Genomic DNA, 18,120 nt, shown 5'->3' on the forward strand with positions numbered 1-18,120 from the left:
CGTACGGGGCGCCCCGGGCGCAGTCCGAGCCCCACGACCCCGTAGGCTCGTCCCTCGTGAGTACGCGCCCGACACCGGCAGTCCGACAGGGACTCCGTCAGGAACACGGCAACGACGCCGTCTGCGCGGTGCGCGACCTGGTGAAGACCTATCCCGCCGCCCGCGCCCGGCGCGGCAGGCCCGCGACCCCCGAGGTCCGCGCCACCGACGGGATCCGTCTGACGGTCGAACGCGGCGAGATCTTCGGTCTGCTCGGCCCCAACGGCGCCGGCAAGTCCACCCTCGTACGCCAGCTGACCGGCCTGATGCGGCCCGACAGCGGCAGCGTCGAGATCCTCGGCCACGACATCGTGCGCCACCCCGAACGGGCCGCGCGGATCCTCGCGTACCTCGGCCAGGAGTCCACCGCCCTCGACGAGCTGACCGTGTCGCTCGCCGTCGAGACGACCGCGCGGCTGCGCGGGCTCGACGTGCCGCGGGCGCGGGCCGAGCGGGACGCGGTCCTCGAGGAGCTGGGGCTCACGGCGCTGGCCGCACGGCCGCTGAAGAAGCTCTCCGGCGGGCAGCGCAGGCTCGCCTGCTTCGCCACCGCCCTGGTGGGGGAGCGGCAGCTGCTCGTCCTCGACGAACCCACCACCGGCATGGACCCGGTCGCGCGGCGCGCCGTCTGGGCGGCCATCGACTGGCGCAGGGCCGAGCGCGGCACGACGGTGGTCCTCGTGACCCACAACGTCATCGAGGCCGAGACCGTCCTCGACCGCGTCGCCGTGCTCGACCAGGGCAAGGTCATCGCCTGCGACAGCCCGGCCGGACTCAAGGAGAAGGTCGCGGACGAGGTCAGGGTGGAACTGGTGTGGCGGGAGCGGGCGCCGCTCGACGTGCCGGAGGTGGCCGCGCTGCGGTCCTCGGCGGTGGAGTCGGGGCGCAGGTGGTCCCTGCGGCTCGCCCCGGACGAGGCGCGGGCCGCCGTCGCGGCCGTCACCGGCGGTGCCGCGTTCGCCGCGCTCGACGACTTCACGCTGGCCACACCCAGCCTGGAGGATGTCTACCTCGCCCTGGGCGGCAGCGGACGGGGGCTGGTGAAGGCGTGACACCGAGCACAGTGCGCAGGAACAGCTACAGAAGGGTTGCCCGGTGAGTGCCGTTCCCCTCGAAGCCGTGGCGCGGGCCGAAGGGCCCGCCGAGGCGGCCGATCCAGCGCCCGCGCCCCTCGGGCCGCCGGCCCGGCTGCTGCCCGCGCTCTCGGCCGTCTACCGCGCCCAGCTCTCGCGGGCCCGGGTCGCCCGCATCCCGCTGCTCTTCGTCGCGACCTTCCAGTCCGTCGGCATCATGATCCTGATGCGTGGCGTCGTCGACGGGGGCGGTGAGGCGCGGGCCGTCGTCGCCGGGTCCTCCGTGCTCGTCGTCGCGTTCGTCGCCCTCAACCTGCTCGCCCAGTACTTCGGGCAGCTCCGCTCCGACGGCGGGCTCGACCACTACGCCACGCTCCCCGTGCCGCCCGCGGCCGTGGTCCTGGGGGCCGCGGGCGCGTACGCCTCGTTCACGGTGCCCGGCACGTTCGTGACCGCGGTCGTCGGATGCGGGCTCTTCGGGCTGCCCTTCACCCACCTGTGGGTGCTCCTCGCGGTGATCCCGTTGGCCGGTGCCGCCCTCGCGGGGCTGGGCGCGGCCCTCGGCCTGCTCGCGCCACGGCCTGAACTGGCCACGCTTCTCGGCCAGATGGGCATGTCGGCGGCGCTGCTGCTCGGCGTGCTCCCGGCCGACCGCATGCCGACGGTGCTGCAGTACGCGCGTGACCTGCTGCCCTCGACCTACGGCGTGGAGGCCTTCGCCCGCACGTTCGGGCCGGATCCGGACTGGGCCGTCGTCGCCCTGGACCTCGCGGTCTGCGCGGGCGTCGGCGTCGTCTCCCTGGCCGTCGCCACGTGGGCGTTCCGCCGGGCGGCCGTCCGGTGACGCGCCGCACAGGGTGTGCTGGCACGATGTGGGGGTGACCGCACCGTTGACACCCTCCCCGCCGCCGGACGAACAACCCCCGCACGACCCCTGGCAGACCCCCGCGTACCCGTCGGGAGCGACGTCTCCCCAGGGGTACGAGCGGGACGGCGACGGCCTGCGGGCCGAAGTGGTGCAGGCCGCAGTGATCATGGTCGCGGTGGCCGTGGCCGGCGTGCTGCTCGGAGCGCTGTGGATGTGGCTCGCGCCGCGGGTGCCGCTCGTCTCCGACGGCAAGGCGGTGTACCTGAAGGACACCGAGGGCGAGCAGGCCATCGGGACAGACGGAACGTTCACCCTGCTGTCGCTCGGCTTCGGCCTGGTCAGCGGCGTCGTCGTCTTCCTGCTCCGCAAGCGCGGCGGGATCCCGCTGGTCGCGGGGCTCGGGGTCGGCAGCCTGCTCGGCGCGCTGCTCGCGTGGCGGGTCGGCATCTTCCTCGGCCCCGAGACGGACGTGGTGGCGCACGCCAAGTCCGTCGGCAAGGGGGTCGTCTTCGACGCGCCGCTCGAACTCAAGGCGATGGGCACGGTCCTCGCCTGGCCGGTGGCCGCGCTGGCCGTGCACCTCGGCCTCACGGGACTGTTCGGGCCCCGGGACCCTGAGCCGTACCCGAGCCCCTGAGCCGTACCCGGGCCTCCGATCGGTACCCGAGCCCCCGATCCGTACCCAGGGCCCTGAGCCCCGGGTACGGGGCCCTAGGCGGGACGTTTGCCGTGATTGGCCTTGCGCTTCTTGGCCCGCCACTTCCGCATGCGCGTCTTCTTCGACATGCCCTCGGTACTAGTCCCGTACGGGACGGGTGTCGAGGGCGCTTTCAGGCCCGGCCGATCGGCGCGAGCACCGCGTCCGTGAGCGACGCCAGATCGCCCGGCGCCAGCTCCACCTCAAGGCCGCGGCGGCCCGCCGAGACGCAGATCGTGGGGTGCGCCGACGCCGACGCGTCCAGGACCGTGCGCAGCCTCTTGCGCTGGCCGAGCGGGGAGATGCCGCCCCGTACGTAGCCCGTGGTGCGCTCGGCGGCCGCCGGGTCGGCCATCACGGCCCGCTTGCCCGAGACCGCGGCGGCCAGCGCCTTCAGGTCCAGGGAGCCCGCCACCGGGACGACCGCCACGGTGAGCGCGCCGTCGACCTCGGCGACCAGCGTCTTGAAGACCCGGTCGGGCGACACGCCCATCGCCTCCGCGGCCTCTTCGCCGTACGAGGGATGGGACGGGTCGTGTTCGTAGGAGTGGACCGTGAAGGACGTGCCGGCCGCGGTGAGCGCGACCGTCGCGGGCGTCCCCCCGGCCTGTGCCGTCTGCTTCTTCTGCTTCTTCGCCAAGGTGCTCGTGCCTTACGTCGGTTGCGGACCCGCGTCAGTTGAGGCTCGTCGTCCCGCGCGTCAGGTCCGTCGCGGGCAGCGAGGGCAGATGGCGGATGATCGCGGTCTCGGAGCGCAGCAGGGTCAGCTCGTCCCGCAGCCGCGCCGCCGTGTCCTGCGCCTCCAGGAGCCGCTGCTTCGTGCCGGTGTCCAGGACGGCCGCGGCGGCGACCAGGTACGACACGACGGACGGGTCGTCGGGCAGCTCCGCGCCCGTCGACAGCGACCGCTCCCGCGCCCCTGCCAGCCGCTTCTGGTACGAGCGGAAGGCACGCAGGACACCCTCGGCCAGCGTGCCCGCGCCCTCTCCGGACTCCTCCGGCACCTCCTCGACCTCGGCGGTGAGGAACGGCCCGGAGGCGTCGACGGACACGATGCGCACCCGTGTCGTGCCCGTCGCGAGGACCTCGAAGCCGCCGTCGTCGCGCTCCCTGATCGTCGCGGCGTCCGCCACGCAGCCCATGGTGTGGAAGGCCTTGAGCGGATCGTCGCCGAACCCCGCGGAGGGGCCGTGCTCGGGCAGCGCCGTCGGGTCGGGGAGGCCCGGCGCGCTCGGCGCCACCTCCTGGCCGTCGCGGATCGCGACGACGGCGAACTGGCGCTGCTCCTCCTCGGGGGCCTTGAGCAGCTCGCGCATCATGGCGCGATATCGCTCCTCGAAGACGTTCAGCGGCAGCACGAGGCCGGGGAACAGCACCGAGTTGAGCGGAAAGAGCGGAAGCCGGGTGGTCACGACCGGCAAGCCTAATGGTCGCCGGAGCGGTCGCGTCCCCGCGGACCGCGCAGCGGAGTCCGCGACGCCACTTCGATGCGCACGCCGTCGCGCAGCTCCAGGAACTGGCCGAGCGGATCGTCGGCCATCCGGTCCCAGGGGAACGACGTCGCGTACGGCCCGATCAGGCGCAGCTGCTCCAGGGCGTCGTCCCACCGCTCCAGGCGGACCAGGACGTACGTGAGGAGGTTGCGGACCTCGGCGGGCCACGGGTCCCCGGCCGCGTACTCCCGCGACAGGGCGATCGCGAGGTCGGCCGCCGCGTCCAGGCGCTCACGCGGCAGGTTCCCCGAGGGGCTCGTCAGGTAGGCGAAGGCGGCCCGCGCGGGGAGGACCTGTATCAGCGAGCCGGGCAGCGCGTCGCCCGCCGCGCGCTCGGCGAAGTCGAAGCACTCGCGGTGCGAGCCGTACCAGGCGGCCGACAGGTACTGCAGGGCCGACGCATGACAGCCGTAGTGGTACGAGGAGCGGCGCACCGCCTCCTCCCACAGCTGCTCGAACACGGTGTGCGAGGCGTGCGTGCCGCGGGCGTGGTCGAGGGCGATCCGCCACGGCACCGGGTCGCGCGGGTCGGCCTCGGCGGCCGCGGTGAGCAGCGGGCCGGACTCGCGCAGGAGTTCGGCGCGGGCCGGTGACTCCCAGCCGCGCACCACCGCCAGCTCGGCCTTGACGAGCAGGGCGTCCGGGTCGTGCGGGGACGCGCCGAGCCAGTCGTCGAACCACTCGGGGCGGGAGCGGGCGAAGGCGGCGAGCCGCGTGGTGTAGCGGTCGCGGTTCTCCCACTCGGCGGCCTCGCGGGTGGTGGCGAGGAGCTTCGAGGCGGGGCCGTGATCACCGCGTCCGGCGGCGACCAGGGCGGGGGCGAGCCGCTCGTCGGGCACGTCGAGGAGCACCTCGTCGTCCGGCGGCAGGCCGTCGGCGAGCCGCGGGGTGTGCCGGACCATGCGGGCGGTACGGATGAAGGCACGCAGCACCGTGCCCTCCTTTGCGCATCGACCGGCGCCGCTCGCGCGGTCCCGCCGGTCACCGTTGTGGTTGTTCGTCGGTCGCAGGGATGACGGCCCACGGCGGGGGATGGTTGCCCGTGGTTGCGTAACGGTTCGGCCGAAGGCCGCGGCTCTCGGCCGCGGCGGGACGGCTCAGCTGCGCCGCAGGAGCCGCGTGGCCCCGGCCGCCACCGTGGTCGCGAGGACCCAGCCGAGCAGGATCAGCGCGGTCGAGAACCACTGCCAGCCGCCGCTCAGCTGCCAGTAGGTGTCCTGGCCGAGGTCGATGACGGGCAGCAGCAGGTCGAGGGAGAACAGGGCGGGGTTCCAGTTCGGGTGCTCGCCCGGTTTGATCGCCGGATGCTCGGCGCGGGAGAACGCCACCGCGCTGACCGCCCACAGCACGGCCATCCAGACCGCGGCCCGCCCCGGCCGGTAGCCGTAGGCGACGGTCCAGTCCTGCGCGTACCCCCAGAGCTTCGCCGCCAGCGGCAGGGTCTCGCGGCGCCGCCGCTGCTTGGCGAGGAGCACCTCGCGAGCGTCGGCGTCCTCGCCGCCGTTGCGCAGGACGGTGGCGAGCTTCTCGTACGGCTCCGGGTTGTACTCGGCGGTCGCGGCCATCACCCAGCTCAGCCGCCGGGAGAGCGGGAAGCTGCCCTGCGGCACGAGGTTCTCGTACGTGAATCCGCCCATCTGGAGGCCGCCGGGCCCCGGCCAGCTCGACGCCCGGTCGATGAGGTTGACGACCTTGGCGCCGGACAGCACGACCTTGCCGCGCTGCGGTGCCTCGCCGAGGAAGCGGAGCTCGGGCGTCTGGACGCGGCGCAGCGAGATCTCCTGGTCGTTCTGGAGCGTGAGGCGGGCGTGCGCGAAGTCGATGGCGTCGCCGAAGCGGCCGTCGTCGAGGCGGATGCCGCCGTCGCACTCGAAGCGCTGCACTCGGGTGCCGCGGGCCGGTGTGGTGCCGCTGGTCTGCGGCGGATTGCCGACGGCGGCCGGGGTCAGGTACAGCGTCCGCTCGACGGTCATCTGCGGGGCGTTGAGCGCGTGCCTGCCGTACTGGTTCACCAGCCTGCTGCCGCGCAGGCTCAGGGACACGCCGATCTTCGCGCCGCGCAGGCTCAGCTCGCCGTGCGACTCCATCATCTCGGCCTGGAGGTCCTGGCCGACGGTGAGGCCGTCGCCGGTGATGGAGTGGCTGCGCCGGTCGCGGTAGACCACCGCCTGGTTCAGGAGCAGGTCGGTGCCGATGTGGGCGTCGGTGAGGCGGATGCCGTTGTGGATGCGGCAGCGCGGCAGGTGCAGATCGCCCTCGGTGTGCAGCCGGGCCGCCTCGACGCGCGGGATCGAGCAGTCGACGAGCCGCAGCGTCGCGAAGCGGGCCTCGGGAAGGAGGACCTCTTTCTCGAAGCGGCAGTGCTTCATCTCGGTATACGGGACGACCGTGCCGCCCGCGAGGTCGAGCGGATCAGTGATCTGCACGCCCGCCAGTTTCAGGGACGAGACGCGGCCCGCGAGCGCCGGCGGGCCGTCGAGCAGCAGCCAGCACACGATGCGGGCCCGCACGCTCCGCTCGGGGCCCCAGGGGTGCCCGCCGTGCGGATCGTCGACGGCCGGATCGCCCGATCTCAGGTCGTACACACTGCCGTTGCGGAAGGCTTGCCACATGCCGATCTCCGCGGCGGTCAGCCCGTCCGGCGGATCCCCGGTGCCGGCGTCGTCGACCACTGCTGTCGCCCTCCGTCCTGCGGCGCACGCCTCTCGTACACCTGTTTCATGCCCGCTCGGTGACCGGCTGAAAGCCAGCGAGACCTTAGTGGTCAACGAGGTCCGACGGGGTTCATATCAGCCAGTGATACGCGCGTCCGGCGTCGAATGAAGGTCTGAGAGAATTGGCCGTGTGATCTCTCGAATCGATCTGCGCGGCGATGCCCTCACGGAGTTTCCGTCGGGGGCCGCCCTGCGCGCCCTGCTGCCCCGTGCCGACTTCGACGTCGCGGCCGCCCTGGAGAAGGTGCGGCCCATCTGCGAGGACGTGCATCATCGTGGCGACGCGGCCCTGATCGACTACGCGGAGAAGTTCGACGGCGTGCGCCTGGACCAGGTCCGCGTGCCCGCCGCCGCCCTCACCGAGGCCCTCGACGGCCTCGACCCGGCCGTGCGCGCGGCCCTGGAGGAGTCCATCCGCCGCGCCCGCACCGTCCACCGCGAGCAGCGCCGCACCCCGCACACCACCCAGGTCGTCCCCGGCGGCACCGTCACCGAGAAGTGGGTGCCCGTCGAGCGCGTCGGGCTCTACGCACCGGGCGGCCGGTCCGTCTACCCCTCCTCCGTGATCATGAACGCCGTCCCCGCGCAGGAGGCCGGCGTCGAGTCGATGGCGCTCGCCTCCCCGCCGCAGGCCGCATTCGGCGGACTGCCGCACCCGACGATCCTCGCCGCCTGCGCCCTCCTCGGCATCGACGAGGTGTACGCGGTCGGCGGCGCCCAGGCCGTCGCGATGTTCGCGTACGGCACCGAGAGCTGCGCCCCCGCCAACATGGTCACCGGACCCGGCAACATCTGGGTCGCGGCCGCCAAGCGCTACTTCACCGGGCGCATCGGCATCGACACCGAGGCGGGCCCGACCGAGATCGCCGTCCTCGCCGACGACACCGCCGACCCGGCGCACGTCGCGTCCGACCTGATCAGCCAGGCCGAGCACGACCCGCTCGCGGCCGCCGTCCTCGTCACGGACTCCCTCGCGCTCGCCGACGCGGTCGAGAAGGAGCTGGCGCCGCAGGTCGCCGCCACCAAGCACGTCGAGGACCGCATCGTCCCCGCGCTGAGCGGCCGCCAGTCCGCGATCGTCCTGGTCGACGGCCTGGAGGAGGGCCTGCGGGTCGTCGACGCGTACGGCGCCGAGCACCTGGAGATCCAGACCGGTGACGCGGCCGCCGTCGCGGGACGCGTGAAGAACGCCGGCGCGATCTTCGTCGGCCCGTGGGCGCCCGTCTCCCTCGGCGACTACTGCGCGGGCTCCAACCACGTCCTGCCGACCGGCGGCTGCGCCTGCCACTCCTCGGGGCTCAGCGTCCAGTCGTTCCTGCGCGGCATCCACATCGTGGACTACTCCCGCGACGCCCTCGCCGACGTCGCGCACCACGTCGTGACGCTCGCCGAGGCGGAGGACCTGCCGGCGCACGGCGCGGCGATCAAGGCGCGTTTCGAGTGGAAGGTGCCGAGGACCAAGTGACCGGAATCGACGACCTGCCCGTGCGCGACGAGCTGCGCGGCAAGTCCCCCTACGGCGCACCCCAGCTCGACGTGCCCGTACGCCTCAACACCAACGAGAACCCCTATCCGCTGCCCGAACCGCTCGTCGAGCGCATCGCCGAGCGGGTCCGCGAGGCCGCCCGCGACCTCAACCGCTACCCCGACCGGGACGCCGTCGAGCTCCGCACCGAGCTCGCCCGCTACCTCACCCGCACCGGCGGCCACGAGGTGACGCGCGCCCACGTGTGGGCGGCCAACGGGTCGAACGAAGTCATCCAGCAGCTGCTGCAGACCTTCGGCGGACCCGGCCGCACGGCCATCGGCTTCGAGCCCTCGTACTCGATGCACGGCCTCATCGCCCGCGGCACCGGCACCGGCTGGATCTCGGGACCGCGCCACGACGACTTCACCATCGACGTCGACGCGGCCACGGAGGCCATCGCCGGGCACCGCCCGGACGTCGTCTTCATCACCACACCCAACAACCCCACGGGCAACGCCGTCCCGGCCGACGCCGTCCTCGCCCTGTACGAGGCGGCGCAGGCCGCGAAGCCGTCCCTCGTCGTGATCGACGAGGCGTACGTGGAGTTCAGCCACGGCGACTCGCTGCTCCCGCTGATCGAGGGCCGGCCGAACCTCGTCGTCTCCCGCACCATGTCGAAGGCGTTCGGCGCGGCCGGGCTGCGCCTCGGCTACCTCGCCGCCGACCCGGCGGTCGTCGACGCGGTGCAGCTCGTACGCCTGCCCTATCACCTGTCGGCCGTCACCCAGGCCACGGCGCTCGCCGCCCTGGAGCACACCGACACGCTCCTGAAGTACGTCGAGCAGCTCAAGGGCGAGCGCGACCGCCTCGTCACCGAGCTGCGCGCGACGGGGTACGAAGTGACGGACTCCGACGCCAACTTCGTGCAGTTCGGGCGGTTCCCGGACTCGCATGAGGTCTGGCAGCGGATTCTCGACCGGGGCGTCCTCGTCCGGGACAACGGAGTGCCGGGATGGCTCCGGGTATCCACCGGAACCCCCGCAGAAAACGACGCGTTCCTCGATGCGGTACGCGAACTGAAGAAGGAGCGAGACGCATGAGCCGCGTAGGACGGGTCGAACGCACCACGAAGGAGACGTCGGTCCTCGTCGAGATCGACCTCGACGGCACCGGCAAGGTCGACGTGTCGACCGGGGTCGGCTTCTACGACCACATGCTCGACCAGCTCGGCCGCCACGGCCTCTTCGACCTGACGGTCAAGACCGACGGCGACCTGCACATCGACTCGCACCACACCATCGAGGACACCGCGCTCGCCCTCGGCGCCGCCTTCAAGCAGGCGCTCGGCGACAAGGTCGGCATCTACCGCTTCGGCAACTGCACCGTCCCGCTGGACGAGTCGCTCGCCCAGGTGACCGTCGACCTGTCCGGCCGCCCGTACCTCGTGCACACCGAGCCCGAGAACATGGCGCCCATGATCGGCGCGTACGACACGACGATGACCCGGCACATCCTGGAGTCCTTCGTCGCGCAGGCCCAGATCGCGCTGCACGTCCACGTGCCGTACGGGCGCAACGCCCACCACATCGTGGAGTGCCAGTTCAAGGCCCTGGCCCGCGCCCTGCGGTACGCCTCCGAGCGCGACCCGCGCGCCGAAGGCATCCTTCCCTCCACGAAGGGCGCGCTGTAACCCATGACCGGGCTCAACACCATCCTCATCGTCGTCGGTCTCTTCCTGATCGGCGGCATCATCTCCTTCGTGAAGCAGGGCATGCCCAAGAGCCTCATCACGCTGCTCTCCATCGCCGCCGTGATGTGTCTGGCCGCGGGCATCCTCCGGCTCGACTACTGGAACTGACGGGAGGCGTACGCACATGAGCACTCCCAAGAAGGTCGTCGTCTTCGACTACGGCTTCGGCAACGTGCGCTCCGCCGAGCGCGCCCTCGCGCGCGCGGGCGCCGACGTCGAGATCACCCGTGACTACGACAAGGCCATGAACGCCGACGGCCTGCTCGTGCCCGGCGTCGGCGCCTTCGCCGCCTGCATGCAGGGGCTCAAGGAGGCGCGCGGCGACTGGATCGTCGGCCGCCGCCTGTCCGGCGGGCGGCCCGTGATGGGCATCTGCGTCGGCATGCAGATCCTCTTCGCGCGCGGCATCGAGCACGGCGTGGAGACCGAGGGCCTCGACGAGTGGCCCGGCACGGTCGAGCCGCTGAAGGCCGAGATCGTGCCGCACATGGGCTGGAACACGGTCCAGGCCTCGGCGGGATCCCCGCTCTTCAAGGGCCTCGACGACGACGCGCGCTTCTATTTCGTGCACTCCTACGCGGTCCACGACTGGTCCCTGGAGGTCGCGAACCCGGCGATGCGCGCCCCCTACGTGCACTGGTCCACGCATGGCGAGCCCTTCGTGGCGGCCGTCGAGAACGGCGCCCTGAGCGCCACCCAGTTCCACCCCGAGAAGTCCGGCGACGCCGGCGCCCAGCTCCTCACCAACTGGATCGGAACCCTGTGAGCACCCTCGAACTCCTTCCCGCCGTCGACGTCCGCGACGGCCAGGCCGTACGCCTCGTCCACGGCGAGTCCGGCACGGAGACCTCCTACGGCTCCCCGCTGGAGGCCGCCCTCGCCTGGCAGCGGTCGGGCGCCGAGTGGCTGCACCTGGTCGACCTGGACGCCGCGTTCGGCACCGGCGACAACCGCGCCCTGATCGCCGAGGTCGCGGGCGCGATGGACATCAAGGTCGAGCTGTCGGGCGGCATCCGCGACGACGCCTCCCTGGCCGCGGCGCTCGCCACCGGCTGCACCCGCGTCAACCTGGGCACGGCCGCCCTGGAGACCCCGGAGTGGGTCGCCAAGGTCATCGCCGAGCACGGCGACAAGATCGCGGTCGGCCTCGACGTACGCGGCACGACGCTGCGCGGCCGCGGCTGGACCCGCGACGGCGGTGACCTCTACGAAACCCTGGAGCGCCTGAACGCCGAGGGCTGCGCGCGCTACGTGGTCACGGACATCGCCAAGGACGGCACGCTGCAGGGCCCCAACCTGGAGCTCCTGAAGAACGTCTGCGCGGCGACGGACCGCCCCGTGGTCGCCTCCGGCGGCGTCTCGTCCCTGGACGACCTGCGCGCCATCGCCGAGCTCGTCCCGCAGGGCGTCGAGGGCTCCATCGTCGGCAAGGCGCTGTACGCGAAGGCGTTCACCCTCGAAGAGGCGCTCGCCGCGGTGGCGTCGTCATGAGGGACGCCATCCGCAGGGTGAGCTCGGGCGGCCCGTGGGAGGACGCCATCGGCTACTCCCGCGCCGTCGAGCTGCCCAACGGCCTCGTCCTGGTGTCCGGCTGCACGTCCGTGGTGAACGGCGCGATCGACGCGGGCACTCCCTACGAGCAGACGATCAACGCCTTCCAGGTCGCGTTCGATGCGCTGAAGAAGCTGGGCCTCGGCCGCGAGCACGTGGTCCGCACCCGCATGTACCTCACGCACGCGCGGGACGTGGACGAGGTGGGCCGCGCCCACAAGGAGCTCTTCGACGACGTGCGCCCCGCCGCGTCGATGCTGATCGTCTCCGGCTTCGTCGACCCCAGCCTGGTCGTCGAGGTCGAGGTGGAGGCGTACGGTCCGCGTGCCGCCCGTGGAGGTGCGGAATGACTCTCTCCGTGCGCGTCATCCCCTGCCTGGACGTGGACAACGGCCGCGTCGTCAAGGGCGTCAACTTCCAGAATCTGCGCGACGCGGGCGACCCCGTCGAGATGGCCAAGGTGTACGACGCCGAGGGCGCCGACGAGCTCACCTTCCTGGACATCACCGCGTCGTCCGGCAACCGCGAGACGACGTACGACGTGGTCCGCCGCACCGCCGAGCAGGTCTTCATCCCGCTCACGGTGGGCGGCGGCGTCCGCACGGCCGAGGACGTCGACAAGCTGCTGCGCGCGGGCGCGGACAAGGTCGGCGTCAACACGGCGGCGATCGCGCGACCCGAGCTGATCCGTGAGATCGCGGAGCGGTTCGGCCGCCAGGTGCTCGTCCTCTCCGTGGACGCGCGGCGCACGCCTGCCGGCTCCTTCGAGGTGACCACCCACGGCGGCCGCAAGTCCGCGGGGATCGACGCGGTCGAGTGGGCGCACCGGGCCGCGGAGCTCGGCGCGGGGGAGATCCTGCTCAACTCGATGGACGCGGACGGCACGAAGGACGGCTACGACATCGAGATGATCTCGGCGGTGCGCAAGCACGTGACCGTTCCGGTGATCGCCTCCGGTGGCGCGGGCCGCCTCGAACACTTCCCGCCCGCCGTCGCGGCGGGCGCGGACGCGGTGCTCGCGGCATCGGTCTTCCACTTCGGCGATCTGCGGATCGGCGAGGTCAAGGAGACGCTGCGGGGGGCGGGCCACCCGGTCCGCTAGTGGTTCGTTTCTGCCTGGTCCCGGTCGCCCTGGTGGGTGGCCGGGGCTTTTTCTCGGTCGGATGCGAAGGGAAAGTTGCGCAATATTTGTTGTGCAACTTTTCTTTCGTATCTACGGTGGGGGTATGGAGAACCGACGCCGCATCACGGATCTGGGCACCCTCAAGGCCTTCGGCAACCCCCTGCGCATGAAGCTGTACAGCACCCTGCGCGTGGGCGGCCCCGCGACCGCGTCGCACCTGGCCGCGCAGGTCGACGAGGCCGTCTCACTCGTCAGCTACCACCTGCGCAAGCTCGCCGAGCACGGCCTCATCGAGGAGGCCGACGCACAGAGCGAGGACGCGCGGGAGCGCTGGTGGCAGGCCGCGCAGGACACGCTCAGCTTCCGCCACGAGGACTTCAAGGACACGCCCGAGGGAGCGGCCACACACGCGGCCGTCCTCCGCGGCCTGATCGCACACCGCAGGGAGCAGTACGAGACCTACCTCGACCAGCAGACGGCCTGGGGCGCGGAGTGGCGCAGGGCGGCCGACCAGTCGGACTTCCTCGCGCGCCTCAACCCCGCCGAACTCACGGCCCTGAACGCCGAGATCCAGGCCCTGGTCCAGACGTACACGGAACGCGGCAAGGCCGCCGAGGCGGCCGGGGACACCGAAGGCCGCGAGAACGTCGCCGTGCACCTGGCCAGCTTCCCGTTCCGGCTCTGAGAGGCCACGCCGTGACCACCGCGACCGCCCCCGTGGCGACGGACCGCCCCGCCCACCGCGACGCCAACGTCCTGCGCTGGCTCGGCGCCTACACCACGTCCATGATCGGCGACGGGATCTACTTCGTCGCCCTGTCCTGGGCCGCGGCCCGCAGCGGCAGCCCCGGCCAGGCAGGCCTCGTCCTCGCCGTCGGGGCCGTGCCCCGCGCCGCCCTCATGCTCGGCGGGGGAGTCGTCGCCGACCGGCTCGGCCCGCGCCGCGTCGTGATCGGCAGCGACGCCGTCCGCTGCGCCGTGCTCCTCGCGGCCGCCCTGCTGCTCCTCGTCTCCTCGCCCGGCATCTGGCTGCTCGCCTGCCTCGCCCTCGTCTTCGGCGCCGTCGACGCCGTGTTCCTGCCCAGCGTGGGCGCGCTGCCGCCCCGCATCACCGCGTCGGACCAGCTGGGACGCGTCCAGGGCATGCGGGGCCTCGCCCAGCGCGTCGCCACCGTCGTCGCGGCACCGCTGGGCGGCCTCGCCGTGGCGCTCGGCGGACCGTCGGCCGCGTTCGCCCTCGGCGGCGCGCTGTTCGTCCTCTCGCTGGTGCTGCTCGCGGCCGTACGCCTGCGCCCACTGCCCGCCGACGACGCCACGGCGCGCGGCGAACCGGCCCTGCGGCAACTCGCCGACGGGCTGCGGTACATCCGCGGGCACCGGCTCCTCGCCCCGCTGACGCTCGTCGCGGCGGTGACGGAACTCGGCTTCGCCGGGCCCGCCAACATCGGCTTGGTGCTCCTCGCCGACCGGCGCGGCTGGGGGGCGTCGGGGATGGGCTGGATCATCGCGGGATTCGGCGTCGGGGCGGGCCTCTCCGCCCTCCTGCTCGCCGTACGCGGCCGGATACCCCGGGCCGGAGCGGTGCAGTCCGCGGGAGTCATCGCGGGCGCGGTCGCCCTGGGCGGCATCGGCTTCGCGCCCTCCGTCGCGGCGGCCACCGCGGCCGGACTCTGCGTGGGGCTGTGCACCGGGCTCGGCGGCGCCCTGATCGCGGCCCTGATGCAGACCGCCGCCGACCCCGCCTACCTGGGGCGCGTCACCTCCGTCGCCACCCTGTTCACCATGGGCGTCGCACCGCTCTGCTACCCGGTCGTCGGCGCGGCGATCGGGGCATGGGGCGTCGAGCCGGTGTACGCCGTGTGCGCCGCGCTCAGTGCGACGGGCGGCGTCATCGGCCTCTGCTCACGCCCCCTGCGCCGCGCCGAACTCCCGCGCTGAGCAGGGCCTTTCAAAGAACCGTCACAGACCGAGCTGCTTCGATTCGTGCAGCCTGGCGATCGCCTGCTTGTCGCCGTCGAGCTCCACGTCCGCGACGTCCTGCCTGCCGTACGCGTACAGCAGCAGCTCGGACGGCTCACCGGTCACCGTCACCACCGGCGCGCCCCGGTGGGCCACCGCCGTCTGACCGTCCGGGCGGCGCAGCACCAGGCCCACCGGCGCCTTGCGGCCCACCAGACGGGCCGAGCGCTCCAGGCGGGACCAGAGGGTGTCCGCGAAGACCGGGTCGAGCTCGCGCGGCGTCCAGCCGGGCCGCGCGCGGCGCACGTCCTCCGTGTGGATGTAGAACTCGACGGCGTTCGACAGCTCGTCGATCTGCTTCAGGGCGAAGGGGGAGAACCGTGGCGGGCCCGTACGGATCAGCTGGATCAGTTCCTCGTACGGCTTCGCGGCGAACTCGGCCTGCACCCGCTCGAGGCGCGGCGCGAGCTGCTTGATCAGGAGCCCGCCCGCCGCGTCCGCGCGGCGCTCGCGCACCACCACGTGGGCCGCGAGGTCACGCGTCCTCCAGCCCTCGCACAGGGTGGGCGCCTCCGGGCCCTCCGCCTCCAACAGATCGGCGAGAAGAAGTCGTTCACGCTTCGCATGGGTCGACATGCAGCCACCCTACGACCGGTCACGAGGTCCGGACAGTGGACGCCGCGAAGGACGGCCCGCCGGGCGCGGCACAATGGGCCCATGACCAGCGCGCCCCCGCCCAGCAGCAGCCTCGCCCCGGACATCGCCGCGCGCCTCAGGCGCAGCGCCGACGGGCTCGTCCCCGCCATCGCCCAGCAGTACGACACCGGTGAGGTGCTCATGCTCGGCTGGATGGACGACGAGGCGCTGCACCGCACCCTCACCACGGGCCGCTGCACCTACTGGTCGCGCAGCCGCCAGGAGTACTGGGTCAAGGGCGACACCTCGGGGCACTTCCAGTACGTCAAGGAGGTCGCGCTCGACTGCGACGCGGACACCGTCCTCGTCCAGGTCGACCAGATCGGCGCGGCCTGCCACACCGGCACCCGCACCTGCTTCGACACCGACGTACTGCCGGTGCTGCCCGTGCCCGGCGAGCCCGGCACCGGTCAGTAGGGTCGGCTGACATGGACCTCGAGACCTTCCGCAAGCTGGCGTCCGACCGCCGCGTCATCCCCGTCAGCCGCAAGCTCCTCGCGGACGGCGACACCCCCGTCGGCCTCTACCGCAAACTCGCCGCCGAACGCCCCGGCACGTTCCTCCTGGAATCCGCGGAGAACGGGCGATCGTGGTCCCGGTACTCCTTCGTCGGCGTCCGCAGCGCCGCCGCCCTCACCGTCCGCGACGGCGAGGCCCACTGGCTCGGCACCCCGCCCGTCGGCGTGCCCACCTCCGGCGACCCGCTCGCCGCGCTGCGCGCCACCATCGGGATACTGCACACCCCCCACGACGTCGTCAGCGCCCAGGGCCTGCCGCCCTTCACCGGCGGCATGGTCGGCTACCTCGGCTACGACATCGTGCGCCGCCTGGAGAAGATCGGCCCCGGCGACCGCGACGACCTGCGGCTGCCCGAGCTGACCATGCTGCTCACCAGCGACCTCGCCGTCCTCGACCACTGGGACGGCTCGGTGCTCCTGATCGCCAACGCGATCAACCACAACGACCTGGAGACGGGCGTCGACGAGGCGTACGCCGACGCGATCGCCCGGCTCGACGCCATGGAGACCGACCTCTCCCGGCCCGTCTCCCAGCCCCCGGCCGCCCTGCCGCCCTCCGAGCTCCCCGACTACACCGCCCTGTGGGGCGGCGAGCAGTACCAGGAAGCCGTCGAGGACATCAAGGAGCGCATCCGGGCCGGCGAGGCCTTCCAGGTCGTGCCCTCGCAGCGCTTCGAGACCCCGTGCACGGCGAGCGCGCTGGACGTCTACCGCGTCCTGCGCGCCACCAACCCGTCGCCGTACATGTACCTCTTCCGCTTCGACGGGTTCGACGTGGTCGGCTCCTCGCCCGAGGCCCTCGTCAAGGTCGAGGACGGACGCGCCATGGTCCACCCCATCGCCGGGACCCGGCACCGCGGCGCCACCCCGCAGGAGGACCAGGCGCTCGCCGACGAGCTGCTCGCCGACCCCAAGGAGCGCGCCGAGCACCTGATGCTCGTCGACCTGGGCCGCAACGACCTGGGCCGGGTCTGCGAGCCGGGCTCCGTCGAGGTCGTCGACTTCATGTCGATCGAGAAGTACTCCCACGTCATGCACATCGTGTCGACGGTCACCGGACAGGTCGCCCAGGGCCGCACCGCCTTCGACGTCCTCACCGCCTGCTTCCCCGCGGGCACCCTCTCCGGCGCCCCCAAGCCCCGCGCCATGCAGATCATCGACGAGCTGGAGCCGTCCCGCCGCGGGCTCTACGGCGGCTGCGTCGGCTACCTCGACTTCGCGGGCGACTCCGACACCGCCATCGCCATCCGCACCGCCCTGCTCCGCGACGGCACGGCATACGTGCAGGCCGGAGCAGGCGTCGTCGCCGACTCGGACCCCGTCGCCGAGGACACCGAGTGCCGGAACAAGGCCGCCGCGGTGCTCCGCGCCATCCACACGGCGAACCGCCTGCACGATCGTTCGAGCGGTGAGGGATAGTGGACAGGTGACTTCTGCCGTACCACCGCCCCGTACCGAGGACACGTCCGAGAGTCCGGCCCAGCGCAGCAGCAGACGCAGCATCGCCGTCGCGCTGCTGCTCGGCGCCGTCGGCGCGGCCCTCGCGCTGCTCGCGTCCCGCCAGGCCTGGGCCCACGGCACCGCGTCGGTGGCCGGCGGCGAGCTGCCGCTGACCGCCAAGGGCAGCGACGTCACGGGCGTGCCCGCGGCCCTCGCGATAGTGGGCCTCGCCGCCCTCGTCGCGGTCTTCGCGGTCCGCCGTGCCGGCCGCTTCCTCGTCTCGCTGATGCTCACCCTGAGCGGCGGCGGCATCGTGGCCGCGGCCCTGCTCGGCGCCGAGGACAGCGACGCCCTCGACGAGAAGGCCGCCACCGCCTCCGGCGACGCCGCCACCACCATCGGCGACCTGTCGCACACCGGCTGGCCGTACGCCGCGGCCGCCGCGGGCGCGCTGATCCTCCTCGCCGGCCTCCTCGCCCTCACCTACGGCCGCTCGTGGCCCGCCATGTCGGGGCGGTACGAACGCGACGGCACGCCGAGCCCCCGCAAGGCGCGCCGCGCCCCGGACCCGGAGCGGCCCGAGGAGCTGTGGAAGGCCCTCGACCGCGGCGAGGACCCGACGCACGGAACATGACCCCCGCGCTCGGCCCACACGCGCGCGTACGGGACAATGACCGCGAGCGTCCGACTCGCGGTGGGCTTCCCACCCACCACCACGCACACAGCAACGA

The 18,120-nt window shown here is 72.8% G+C and carries 21 protein-coding genes; 16 read left to right on the plus strand and 5 right to left on the minus strand.

Annotated elements, in window-relative coordinates; all coding sequences use genetic code 11:
• Positions 1 to 56 precede the first annotated feature (56 nt).
• From AC07DO_RS05290 to AC07DO_RS05300, 3 genes are read left to right on the plus strand one after another with little or no spacing between them, the layout of a single operon-like run.
• A complete protein-coding gene (locus AC07DO_RS05290) occupies positions 57 to 1,091 on the plus strand; it encodes an ABC transporter ATP-binding protein (protein ID WP_479057205.1) in 1,035 nt (344 codons plus the stop codon).
• A gap of 43 nt (positions 1,092 to 1,134) precedes the next feature.
• Complete coding sequence (locus tag AC07DO_RS05295; RefSeq protein WP_479057206.1) at positions 1,135 to 1,956, plus strand: ABC transporter permease; 822 nt, start codon at positions 1,135 to 1,137, stop codon at positions 1,954 to 1,956.
• A 34-nt stretch (positions 1,957 to 1,990) separates the two neighbouring features.
• Positions 1,991 to 2,617 (plus strand): DUF2567 domain-containing protein, encoded by a 627-nt coding sequence (locus tag AC07DO_RS05300; RefSeq protein WP_479057209.1) that lies wholly within the window; start codon positions 1,991 to 1,993, stop codon positions 2,615 to 2,617.
• Between the two features lie 193 nt (positions 2,618 to 2,810).
• Here the strand turns inward: AC07DO_RS05300 and ybaK are convergent, their stop codons facing one another.
• The 4 genes from ybaK to AC07DO_RS05320 form a co-directional block, all read right to left on the minus strand.
• Entirely contained in the window at positions 2,811 to 3,317 is a 507-nt protein-coding gene (ybaK, locus tag AC07DO_RS05305) for a Cys-tRNA(Pro) deacylase (protein WP_479057211.1), read from the minus strand.
• Between the two features lie 34 nt (positions 3,318 to 3,351).
• Positions 3,352 to 4,098: an LON peptidase substrate-binding domain-containing protein gene (locus tag AC07DO_RS05310; protein ID WP_479057213.1), complete on the minus strand. Its 747-nt coding sequence runs from the start codon at positions 4,096 to 4,098 to the stop codon at positions 3,352 to 3,354.
• Between the two features lie 2 nt (positions 4,099 to 4,100).
• Positions 4,101 to 5,072: a hypothetical protein gene (locus tag AC07DO_RS05315; RefSeq protein WP_385936243.1), complete on the minus strand. Its 972-nt coding sequence runs from the start codon at positions 5,070 to 5,072 to the stop codon at positions 4,101 to 4,103.
• Positions 5,073 to 5,267: 195 nt separating this feature from the next.
• Positions 5,268 to 6,782 (minus strand): oxidoreductase, encoded by a 1,515-nt coding sequence (locus tag AC07DO_RS05320; RefSeq protein WP_479057532.1) that lies wholly within the window; start codon positions 6,780 to 6,782, stop codon positions 5,268 to 5,270.
• A gap of 232 nt (positions 6,783 to 7,014) precedes the next feature.
• Here AC07DO_RS05320 and hisD point away from each other — a divergent pair, with 232 nt between their 5' ends.
• The 10 genes from hisD (at position 7,015) to AC07DO_RS05370 (ending at position 14,714) form a co-directional block, all read left to right on the plus strand.
• Positions 7,015 to 8,349 (plus strand): histidinol dehydrogenase, encoded by a 1,335-nt coding sequence (hisD, locus tag AC07DO_RS05325; RefSeq protein ID WP_479057215.1) that lies wholly within the window; start codon positions 7,015 to 7,017, stop codon positions 8,347 to 8,349.
• Positions 8,346 to 9,452, plus strand: a complete 1,107-nt coding sequence (locus AC07DO_RS05330) for a histidinol-phosphate transaminase (RefSeq protein ID WP_479057217.1) — start codon at positions 8,346 to 8,348, stop codon at positions 9,450 to 9,452. Before hisD ends, AC07DO_RS05330 begins: the two co-directional genes overlap by 4 nt.
• Positions 9,449 to 10,042 carry an imidazoleglycerol-phosphate dehydratase HisB gene (hisB, locus tag AC07DO_RS05335; RefSeq protein WP_479057219.1) on the plus strand — a complete coding sequence of 198 codons (594 nt, stop codon included), beginning with the start codon at positions 9,449 to 9,451 and terminating at the stop codon, positions 10,040 to 10,042. The genes AC07DO_RS05330 and hisB overlap by 4 nt, the downstream gene beginning before the upstream one ends.
• Before the next feature lie 3 nt (positions 10,043 to 10,045).
• Positions 10,046 to 10,210, plus strand: coding sequence for a hypothetical protein (locus AC07DO_RS05340; RefSeq protein WP_055527442.1), 165 nt, complete (start codon positions 10,046 to 10,048; stop codon positions 10,208 to 10,210).
• 16 nt (positions 10,211 to 10,226) lie between these two features.
• A complete protein-coding gene (gene hisH / locus AC07DO_RS05345; RefSeq protein ID WP_479057221.1) occupies positions 10,227 to 10,868 on the plus strand; it encodes an imidazole glycerol phosphate synthase subunit HisH in 642 nt (213 codons plus the stop codon).
• Entirely contained in the window at positions 10,865 to 11,593 is a 729-nt protein-coding gene (gene priA, locus AC07DO_RS05350) for a bifunctional 1-(5-phosphoribosyl)-5-((5-phosphoribosylamino)methylideneamino)imidazole-4-carboxamide isomerase/phosphoribosylanthranilate isomerase PriA (protein ID WP_479057222.1), read from the plus strand. The genes hisH and priA overlap by 4 nt, the downstream gene beginning before the upstream one ends.
• Entirely contained in the window at positions 11,590 to 12,003 is a 414-nt protein-coding gene (locus AC07DO_RS05355; RefSeq protein WP_479057223.1) for a RidA family protein, read from the plus strand. Before priA ends, AC07DO_RS05355 begins: the two co-directional genes overlap by 4 nt.
• Positions 12,000 to 12,755 (plus strand): imidazole glycerol phosphate synthase subunit HisF, encoded by a 756-nt coding sequence (hisF, locus tag AC07DO_RS05360; RefSeq protein WP_479057225.1) that lies wholly within the window; start codon positions 12,000 to 12,002, stop codon positions 12,753 to 12,755. The genes AC07DO_RS05355 and hisF overlap by 4 nt, the downstream gene beginning before the upstream one ends.
• 124 nt (positions 12,756 to 12,879) lie before the next feature.
• Entirely contained in the window at positions 12,880 to 13,461 is a 582-nt protein-coding gene (locus AC07DO_RS05365) for an ArsR/SmtB family transcription factor (protein WP_479057227.1), read from the plus strand.
• Positions 13,462 to 13,472: 11 nt separating this feature from the next.
• The gene (locus AC07DO_RS05370; protein ID WP_479057228.1) at positions 13,473 to 14,714 is read left to right on the plus strand and encodes an MFS transporter; all 1,242 of its coding nucleotides are present in this window, start codon (positions 13,473 to 13,475) and stop codon (positions 14,712 to 14,714) included.
• Between the two features lie 21 nt (positions 14,715 to 14,735).
• On the opposite strand, the gene AC07DO_RS05375 is transcribed toward AC07DO_RS05370, so the two are convergent.
• Positions 14,736 to 15,371: a TIGR03085 family metal-binding protein gene (locus AC07DO_RS05375; RefSeq protein WP_479057230.1), complete on the minus strand. Its 636-nt coding sequence runs from the start codon at positions 15,369 to 15,371 to the stop codon at positions 14,736 to 14,738.
• 81 nt (positions 15,372 to 15,452) lie between these two features.
• On the opposite strand from AC07DO_RS05375, the gene hisI reads away from it, so the two are divergent.
• The 3 genes from hisI to AC07DO_RS05390 are packed head-to-tail and all read left to right on the plus strand — an operon-like array spanning position 15,453 to position 18,023.
• On the plus strand, positions 15,453 to 15,848 hold the full coding sequence (gene hisI, locus AC07DO_RS05380; RefSeq protein ID WP_479057231.1) for a phosphoribosyl-AMP cyclohydrolase: 396 nt from the start codon (positions 15,453 to 15,455) through the stop codon (positions 15,846 to 15,848).
• 11 nt (positions 15,849 to 15,859) lie between these two features.
• Positions 15,860 to 17,368: an anthranilate synthase component I gene (locus tag AC07DO_RS05385; protein ID WP_479057232.1), complete on the plus strand. Its 1,509-nt coding sequence runs from the start codon at positions 15,860 to 15,862 to the stop codon at positions 17,366 to 17,368.
• Positions 17,369 to 17,375: 7 nt separating this feature from the next.
• Complete coding sequence (locus AC07DO_RS05390) at positions 17,376 to 18,023, plus strand: TIGR02234 family membrane protein (protein ID WP_479057234.1); 648 nt, start codon at positions 17,376 to 17,378, stop codon at positions 18,021 to 18,023.
• The last annotated feature ends 97 nt before the right edge of the window (positions 18,024 to 18,120 follow it).

This window comes from Streptomyces sp. NPDC045678 (assembly GCF_056432085.1).

What these genes read in the sequence shown, in the direction of transcription:
- AC07DO_RS05315 (WP_385936243.1), bottom strand. Translation starts at nt 5,072, where the DNA reads ATGGTCCGGCACACCCCGCGGCTCGCCGACGGCCTGCCGCCGGACGAC.
- AC07DO_RS05320 (WP_479057532.1), bottom strand. Translation starts at nt 6,782, where the DNA reads ATGTGGCAAGCCTTCCGCAACGGCAGTGTGTACGACCTGAGATCGGGC.
- hisB (WP_479057219.1), top strand. Translation starts at nt 9,449, where the DNA reads ATGAGCCGCGTAGGACGGGTCGAACGCACCACGAAGGAGACGTCGGTC.
- AC07DO_RS05340 (WP_055527442.1), top strand. Translation starts at nt 10,046, where the DNA reads ATGACCGGGCTCAACACCATCCTCATCGTCGTCGGTCTCTTCCTGATC.
- hisH (WP_479057221.1), top strand. Translation starts at nt 10,227, where the DNA reads ATGAGCACTCCCAAGAAGGTCGTCGTCTTCGACTACGGCTTCGGCAAC.
- AC07DO_RS05355 (WP_479057223.1), top strand. Translation starts at nt 11,590, where the DNA reads ATGAGGGACGCCATCCGCAGGGTGAGCTCGGGCGGCCCGTGGGAGGAC.
- hisF (WP_479057225.1), top strand. Translation starts at nt 12,000, where the DNA reads ATGACTCTCTCCGTGCGCGTCATCCCCTGCCTGGACGTGGACAACGGC.
- AC07DO_RS05365 (WP_479057227.1), top strand. Translation starts at nt 12,880, where the DNA reads ATGGAGAACCGACGCCGCATCACGGATCTGGGCACCCTCAAGGCCTTC.
- AC07DO_RS05375 (WP_479057230.1), bottom strand. Translation starts at nt 15,371, where the DNA reads ATGTCGACCCATGCGAAGCGTGAACGACTTCTTCTCGCCGATCTGTTG.
- hisI (WP_479057231.1), top strand. Translation starts at nt 15,453, where the DNA reads ATGACCAGCGCGCCCCCGCCCAGCAGCAGCCTCGCCCCGGACATCGCC.
- AC07DO_RS05385 (WP_479057232.1), top strand. Translation starts at nt 15,860, where the DNA reads ATGGACCTCGAGACCTTCCGCAAGCTGGCGTCCGACCGCCGCGTCATC.